The 7,486-nt window shown below is 53.7% G+C and carries 7 protein-coding genes; all 7 read right to left on the bottom strand.

Translation table 11 applies throughout. The features are described from left to right. Positions 1-313: 313 nt before the first annotated feature. A complete protein-coding gene (locus GVL52_RS27585; RefSeq protein ID WP_160012602.1) occupies positions 314-1,447 on the bottom strand; it encodes a glycosyltransferase family 4 protein in 1,134 nt (377 codons plus the stop codon). Next, entirely contained in the window at positions 1,444-2,289 is an 846-nt protein-coding gene (locus GVL52_RS27580) for a glycosyltransferase (RefSeq protein ID WP_160012601.1), read from the bottom strand. The genes GVL52_RS27585 and GVL52_RS27580 overlap by 4 nt, the downstream gene beginning before the upstream one ends. 7 nt (positions 2,290-2,296) lie before the next feature. After that, a complete protein-coding gene (locus tag GVL52_RS27575) occupies positions 2,297-3,238 on the bottom strand; it encodes an NAD-dependent epimerase/dehydratase family protein (RefSeq protein WP_160012600.1) in 942 nt (313 codons plus the stop codon). Further along, the gene (locus tag GVL52_RS27570; RefSeq protein WP_160012599.1) at positions 3,223-4,761 is read right to left on the bottom strand and encodes a glycosyltransferase family 4 protein; all 1,539 of its coding nucleotides are present in this window, start codon (positions 4,759-4,761) and stop codon (positions 3,223-3,225) included. Before GVL52_RS27570 ends, GVL52_RS27575 begins: the two co-directional genes overlap by 16 nt. A 12-nt stretch (positions 4,762-4,773) precedes the next feature. Further along, positions 4,774-5,760 (bottom strand): glycosyltransferase, encoded by a 987-nt coding sequence (locus tag GVL52_RS27565; protein WP_160012598.1) that lies wholly within the window; start codon positions 5,758-5,760, stop codon positions 4,774-4,776. After that, positions 5,757-6,677, bottom strand: a complete 921-nt coding sequence (locus tag GVL52_RS27560; RefSeq protein WP_200847918.1) for an alpha-1,2-fucosyltransferase — start codon at positions 6,675-6,677, stop codon at positions 5,757-5,759. The genes GVL52_RS27565 and GVL52_RS27560 overlap by 4 nt, the downstream gene beginning before the upstream one ends. A 174-nt stretch (positions 6,678-6,851) precedes the next feature. Continuing rightward, a partial coding sequence (locus GVL52_RS27555) for an FkbM family methyltransferase (RefSeq protein WP_160012597.1) occupies positions 6,852-7,486 on the bottom strand: 635 nt, incomplete at its 5' end.

The raw sequence follows: 7,486 nt of genomic DNA, 5'->3' as shown, positions 1-7,486 counted from the left end.
GACATGATCTCCATGCGAGCCATGCAACCTCTTCGTTCTGGTATTAATGTCAGCACTAATGCTGGTTCTAATGCCAGAACATCGCCCGATTTGCCCGATCAGCAAAATCCGCTCACCGGACGCTCACACATCAATGATATGGTCAAAGTTTCTTTTTGAGGCAGAAGCGCCCAGTGGGATTCAATACATCGCGACCGGAGCGGTAGTCCGTCAAATAGCGTTTAGCGATACAAGGAGGATTACGGGTATGCTTTGTTGACGAGAGGAGCTAAAGGATGCAGCTTCGTTCATTCAACGGGAATAGGCGATGCGATCATTTTAGCATCTGCTTGTAGAGAGCCAGAGTTTCTTGGATGACACGCGTTGACGAGAACCTCGCATCAACGCGTTCCCTACCGCATTGGCCCATCCGCGTTCGCAGAGCGATATCGTTGATTAAAATCTCCAAAGCGTTTGCAAGTGATTTTACATCGCGCGGCGTTACCAATAGGCCGTTATTGCCATGCTCCACAGCCTCTCTGCAGCCTGGTACGTTGGTGGTCACACACGGTAGTCCGGCTGCCATCGCCTCAAGCAACGCCTTTGGCAAGCCTTCTCTATAAGACGGCAGGCAGACTATAGATGCCTGCGCCAACACTGCGGGCATGTTGGCACGAAAGCCCCAGAATTCCACCACGCCTTCTTCACGCCATGCCGCTAAAGTGCGTGAATCAATGGCTGCGCGGTTGCCAAGGTCTTCACCACCCGCAATAACAAACCTAGCGGTCACCCCGGCGAGTCTCAGTTGTCGTGCCGCCTCGACAAACTCTCCGATGCCTTTGTCCCACAATAAACGCGCAGGTAACAGGACCAATGGCTCCCGAGCTGTTACCGCAGCTTGCTGGTAATCGCTTGGCTCCACGCCGGCCCCTCGAACGAGTACGGCATCACTTTCTCTCAAATAGCCCTCACGTACAAACGCTCGCAAGTCATCTGGATTCTCAAACACGATCTTGCTACCAGGCGGATTGAGAAGCTTCTTCAAGGCAAGCCCTAACAACGGACGCAAGAATTTGGCTACAAGCGTGTCTGAAGAGAACAGAAAACCGCCTCCCACAACGGCGTTAACCAAACCAGAAATTCCACAAAGCCTTGCGGCCAGACTGCCAATAAGGATGGGTTTCAGTGCGACTTGGTGTATAAGTCTGGGCTTTTCCATCTTAAAGACCCGCCAAACGCGTAGTAAGGTCACCAACTCTGACAAGGGATTTAGGGAACGGCGGTCGATGTTGAGATGGATCGCCCGCAGTCCCGCCGCTCGGATTCGAGCGCCGTGTTCCGCGGTGTGGGTCAACACTACGACCTCGTATCCAGCGTTCCGGGCTGCAATTGCGCGCTCAAGGAAGTGAGAGCAAAAAAACCAATCGACGGTAACAAAAAACAGAAGCTTTGGTCGAGGGTGGCTCATCGGTTCAGGCCTCGACTATTCCGCTTAGACAGATAACGGCGAACTCCCGGAAGCCGTCTGGCCAGAAGCGCCTTCATGCAGGCTATGGTAAGCCCGCGGAAATGGTACCAACTCGGATCTATTACCCATTCTCTCAGCCAATGCGAAGCGACTTCGGCGTAACCAGCCGACGACATGATCGATTGATTGCCATGCAACCGGTAGCTTAGCAGCGCATCTGGCAGGTTCTTCATGCTTGCGCCGGCGCGTTGTGCGCGCAGCCACAGATCAGTGTCCTCTGACACGAAGCCTCCCAAGTAACCGCGCATGCCCAATAGAAATTGTCTCTTCACAGCGACCGCTGGATGGCAAAAGACAGTACGCGTTGGCAACGCCTTGACGATTGCGTCCGATGTCAAAGGAAAATCCATTCGGCCTATGGGCACGCCCGCCTCATTGATCAACGTTACCGCCGAACCAAGAATGTCCACCGGATCTACAGATAGGACGCTCATCAAGGTACTCAGGCGATGCGGCATGCAAACGTCGTCAGCGTCCATTCGCACCAAATAGTCTCCACGCGCTTTGTCTGCCAGTATGTTGAGATTGAACGCAAGCTGACCAATGGCGGTTCGCGTCAAGCTGATACGGGTGTCCCGCGCAGCGTAAGCATTCAGTTTTTCCCACAAGGCATCATCGCAGGCATTGGCGCCAATTAAGAACTCGAAGGCTGGCTCGTCCTGGGCTAGGACGCTTTCTATTGCCGTGTCGAGCCAAGGATTATCGCGGTTGACGCAAAGTATAAATGACGCGGTCATCCTGTTGGTCAACATCCCGCCAGCGGCATCTGCAGCAAAAATCATTCCGTACCTATCCATCCGACTTAGCGAGTGCAGACATCCCTTCCCACATTTCGAGCAGTCCGGTTTCAAGAGAAGTCTTAGGTTTCCAGCCTGTGTGTCTAAAGAGCTTTTCATGGCTCAACACATTTGCAGCAACGTCGAAGCCTCGAGGCTCCACGCAGTCGATTGTGATTGGAAACTCATCCCGCTCGGCGAGAACGCCGAGCTTGCTTAGCACCTCGAGATTCGAATGACCCACGCCAGTGCCAAGATTGTAGATCTCTCCAGCTGAGGTATGCTCCATCGCGCAAAGAATACCTGCTGCGATGTCCCGCACGTGAATATAATCGCGTATGGTGCCGGTCTCACCAAAGATCGTGACTGGCTCGCGCTTTAGGATATGACCTATTGCTGTCGCAACAAAACCTTGCCCGCTAAACGGCTTTTGTCCCAAACCATAGGCATTCGCGGGACGGACGATCGTGACGGGAAGACTGGCAAGCAGGTGAAACATCATAGCGTAGCGCTCTATAGCCAATTTGGTGATGCCGTAGGGAGAGATCGGACGCGTTTCACATTCTTCGGTAATGGGCAGCTTGCGTGCCGGCCCATAGATTGTGCCACCAGACGACGTAACGACTAGCTTACGCAAACGCGGCAAGTGCTTTGCCTCCTCCAGCAGAGCAATAAACGGCGGTAGATTCGACTCAATATCGAAAAGTGGGGCGGAGAAGCTTGTCTTGGGAACGCTGGCATAGGACAAATCGACGATCTCCGCGCAGTCGGCCATGTGCTGACGGAAACCAATTTTGTCTTCAAAATCAAATGTTTGGTAACGAGCAGCAACATTCATGCTACCCGGACGCTCTTGCCTGCGACCCAGCACTGTGACATCGCGCCCAGACGCCAGAAGTGCGTCTACGAGGTATCCGCCAATAAATCCAGCGCCACCAATTACACAGGTTTGCATGACGGCCCTCCTTGACCAGCTCGCGTCTGCTCACCCTCCAGCAATTCCTCATACCTTGTCGAAATGGCAGCCCACGTGTAGCGCTCGCTCCACGCCGCGCGACCGGCTTGTCCAAGAACCAACAAGCGTTCAGGGCTCTCGATCGCATTGGCAATTTCACGTGAGAGCACCTCCGGAGCAACGCGCGTGTATCCCCGGGCGTCCTTTTCCGCGGGACAAATGATCCCTGCCCCGGTCCATCGCGCTATTTCCTCCGCGTTTCCGACGGGAACAGTAAGGAACGGCGTTCCCGCTGCCGCCGACTCAAACAGCACTAACGGAGAGTATTCTATGTTCGAGGCGAAAACGAACAAGTCGGCCGCCATGTAGGCCTGCACTAGAGTATCCCTCGGATAGTCGGACACTATCAGCAGTTTACGAGCGGAGCCTCGCCCCGCCTCCGCCATCCAGAATGACAACGGATTGGTTAGTGCCTGGATGTGCGCAGGGAGATAGCGAAGCAGGCCAAGTCGTTCCAAGCGAGGCCCCAACCGCTGAGCCGCACGCGACCGAATTCCAAGCCAGCCCTCTTCGATCCATACTTGGGGCAACCGCTTTGCTATCCGACCGCATCTCGAGAGCAGTCGCGCGCCAAACCGTCCTCGTCGGGCAACCGACTCTTTCAGTCCGGATACACCTCGTGCTGCGTATACCCTTCGGATAGAATCCCAACGTGAAGCAATGTGTTGAAATAGACCGGCAGGCACCACTAATGGGGATCGAGCGCCGCCCGAACTATCAGAAGATTGACCCCCGGTGTGAACGACCATGGGTTTCGGTGGCAAGTTACCGTTCATGATGAATGTTACATGTCGGCGGGTGGTCTTGAGGCGAACAAAAGCCTCCAGCAATTCCTTGTGCCCTTTGACACCCGTGAGGCTCCCCACTGTCAACAGGACGGCGCTGTCCTCCGGAATGCCATGCTTACGGCGAAAGTCAGGGTCCTGTGCCGACCCGAATTCGATTTCGCTTGCGCCGTTGGCCAGGATAGAAAACGGGCCGATGCCGTGCTGGCGGGCGAAATCAACGTCACGGTAATGCTCAGCGTAGAAGATAAGGTGATCGAACTTTTTGAGTATATCGGGCAAATCATCGAAATACTTGGCATAGCTCGGTTCAAAAAGGCCAGAAAAACCGCACGGAATGAGCACTTTTCGGGGTGAAATCTCGTCTAATACTGGCCAAAGCGCATCAAACGTCCATTGTTGAGCTGCCTTGATGAGGATAGCGTCGCAGTCGAACGACGTCATGAACCGGCGATAGCTTTCCACTTCGCCTTCCATTCCCCGGACCAGATTCCCACTCACTCCGAACTCGACGATCTTGACACCGTTGTGCTCGGAAAAATCACGATTCTCCAGCCGTGTTGTGACTACAGTGACTTCATGGCCGCGCTGGACGAGCCTTTCGGCGATTTGGCGCATGACCTCCTGAACACCGCCAACACTGGGGAAGTAGAATTCACTGCAAAACAACAGGCGCATCGCAACCCCAGCTCAACGTTGAAAGAATGACAACCGCCTAATAAGACGGTTAATTTTCCGTAAAACAGGTCGCGCCCACTGTGAGCCGGTTCTGTGCATCATCCACTGGTATTGGAGAATTCTCATTCGTTCCGCCATCCGAGCCTGTACCGCTGCATCGTCAGGTCCAATGTTCAAGGCAGCTTTCTCAATGGCGCTCAGCATTGCCCGGATATCGGGCTTGGCCGACATGCGATGAAACGCAGAATGCGTCAGTGCTGCCGCGTCCTCGATAGCAGCGCTGGGCTTTACCAGACCGTTTGCGAAAGCGAGGTTCTCTGCACTGATAGTTACAAGACGATCTAAAAACGGATTGGGGCCCGCCCTAGACATGCTCTGAGGCACCTCCCTGTACACCAGCAATCGGTCCGGCAAATTGGCCACGCGGCCATGCCGAGCAATCCGCGACCATAGCTCATAATCCTCTGGTGGCTGCCGCGCGTTGTCGGTCGCATACCCACCAATAGAAAGAACGAAATCACGCCGCATCATTACCGAACTATGGACGAAAGGGTTATTGAACAACAGATCAAATGTCAGAGATGCATGCTCGGTGGCATGATCGTGCGATCGCTCGGTGGGTTCATCGCCCACCCATATTTCGGCTGCGGTACCTAACAGAATGCAATCAGGACGTGATCGCAGGTACGATACCTGTCGGGCCAGTCTTTCCGGATGGCTCAGGTCGTCCTGATCCTGCCGCGCCACAAGCGCGCCCTGAGCTATCGACAGCCCCCGGTTCAAGGTGGCCGCCAAACCCATATTGTCTTGGTGGATCACTTTTACGCGCGGATCGGTGACTGCGTTCAGCAATGTTGCCGAATTATCCATGGATCCGTCGTTGATTGCTATCACTTCGAAATCGTCGAATGTCTGAGCAAGTATCGACTCCAGCGCTCTTTCCAGATCAGCGGCACCGTTGTAGATCGGCATCAGCACCGAGACCAATGGCGTCGTCATAGGCGAACCCATGATGACGGAACTAGGTGGCTGGTATCGTGTGTCGCACCGCTGAACCAATGCCGGGGAGCGACGACGATCTTCTCTTCATGCGGGTTCAGCCATGCCCCCCACCAGCTAAATGAGCTGTTGGCAATGACGTGGTGCCGGCAGGCCATCATCAACGCCATATCCCAAGCACCCTTGTCGGCATTATTGACATCCACCAGCGTCATCGGATGGTCGAGTTTCAGGTTTTCGCTAACCCAAGCCAGGTCGTCCGAAAATACGAAAAAATGTGGGTCGAAAACATGCTGCGCAACGTGATCGACGGCGGCGCGGTAATAGTCCAGTGAACACACGCCATGATATTGCGCGGTCTGCTGGTTGCTCACATAGTCACCGCGGCGAATATGCAGAGACACGGCATGGGAGCCGGCGGAATCGATCATCGAAGCCATCGCCTTGTTCTTCGCGTCGGCCTGCTCGCTCAGGACGAAATCCTGCCGCAAGAGACCGGCAATATCCGAAAAATAACGCTCACTCTGCCAATAACCATCCAGATACAATGGGGCCGTCACGTTCAGTATGCTGGGATCATAGGCGAATGACGTCTCCTTGAACGTATTCAAGGGCTGCCCAATACCCAATGCTCGTCCCACGCGCCGAAGGAATGTCGGCGGCGCCAATGTGACACCTGCACGATTGAGTTCATCTGCATTTGCCACACGCGCAGGGATCGACCAATCGCCAAGCTCGTAACGGCGCAAATCATAGTGAGCAAAACTGCTGACATCGACTAATAAATCTACACCTAGACGATGCGCAACAGCACGACCGGTTGCGTACTGGAACATCTGATTGCCTAGTCCACCCAGCAGTTTAACGATAACCAAGAAATTTCGCCTCTCTACACTTTCCGCACGACCGATCTTCATCAGGCCCGATTGCTCGCTTTCCTATGTTGCGAGATATATTAGAAGAACGGCTGTTGGCCATCCATGGGTATTCAATAGCCAGAGGGAAATTGTGGAATACTGCTTGCATACCATCCAACTACCATTGACAGTGCCAAAAAGTTCTTTGTTTGGCACGCAAGACGGCAAAAATCTCTAGTCTCTCCGCTGCCAATTTTCCCAGACATACGTGTATTGATAGGTAAGACAGTGGGTAAGAGCTAAATCCTGCTGGATCCGGAGCATTCGGGAATCAGAATCCGGCACAAAATCATGAAATTGCACTTGTATGTTACGAATTTTCAGCGCCAAACCCGTAGATATTAGATGCTCTAGGAGTTCATATTCGCCCCCTTCTATGTTGATTTTTAGAAGCGCGATCTCACTGATTCCAAGTTCGTTCATCCACGACCCAAAAGAAACAACCTTTGCAGTCTCGAGCGAATTTGATGGTTTAAATGCGCTTGAGGCGTCGCCGGATATTGATACTTTGATCTCTCCAGACTGAGCACCTAGCGCGCATTGGTGAAGATGTATGGAACCGTTATTCGCAAATCGGTCAGAGATCGCCTCAGCGTAGATCTGCACAGGTTCAACTACATGCACCGTGCAGAGATAACGAGAAAATATATCGCTGGCCCACTGACCTTCGTAGCCACCCAAGTCTACAACAATATCGCTCTGACGAATCCCGTATTGGAGACGAAGTGTTTTGTCACCGAAATCAGCAACCCACTTTGCGTGAGCTGCCTCCTTTTCGCTGGGAACTGGCGGCGGCGGGGGCGGCGGGG

It is taken from the genome of Rhizobium sp. 18055, from assembly GCF_902706285.1.
Taxonomy (GTDB): Bacteria; Pseudomonadota; Alphaproteobacteria; order Rhizobiales; family Rhizobiaceae; genus Rhizobium.
The sequence above is the reverse complement of the archived record's forward strand: the minus strand, read 5'-3'. Positions and strand labels throughout refer to the sequence as shown.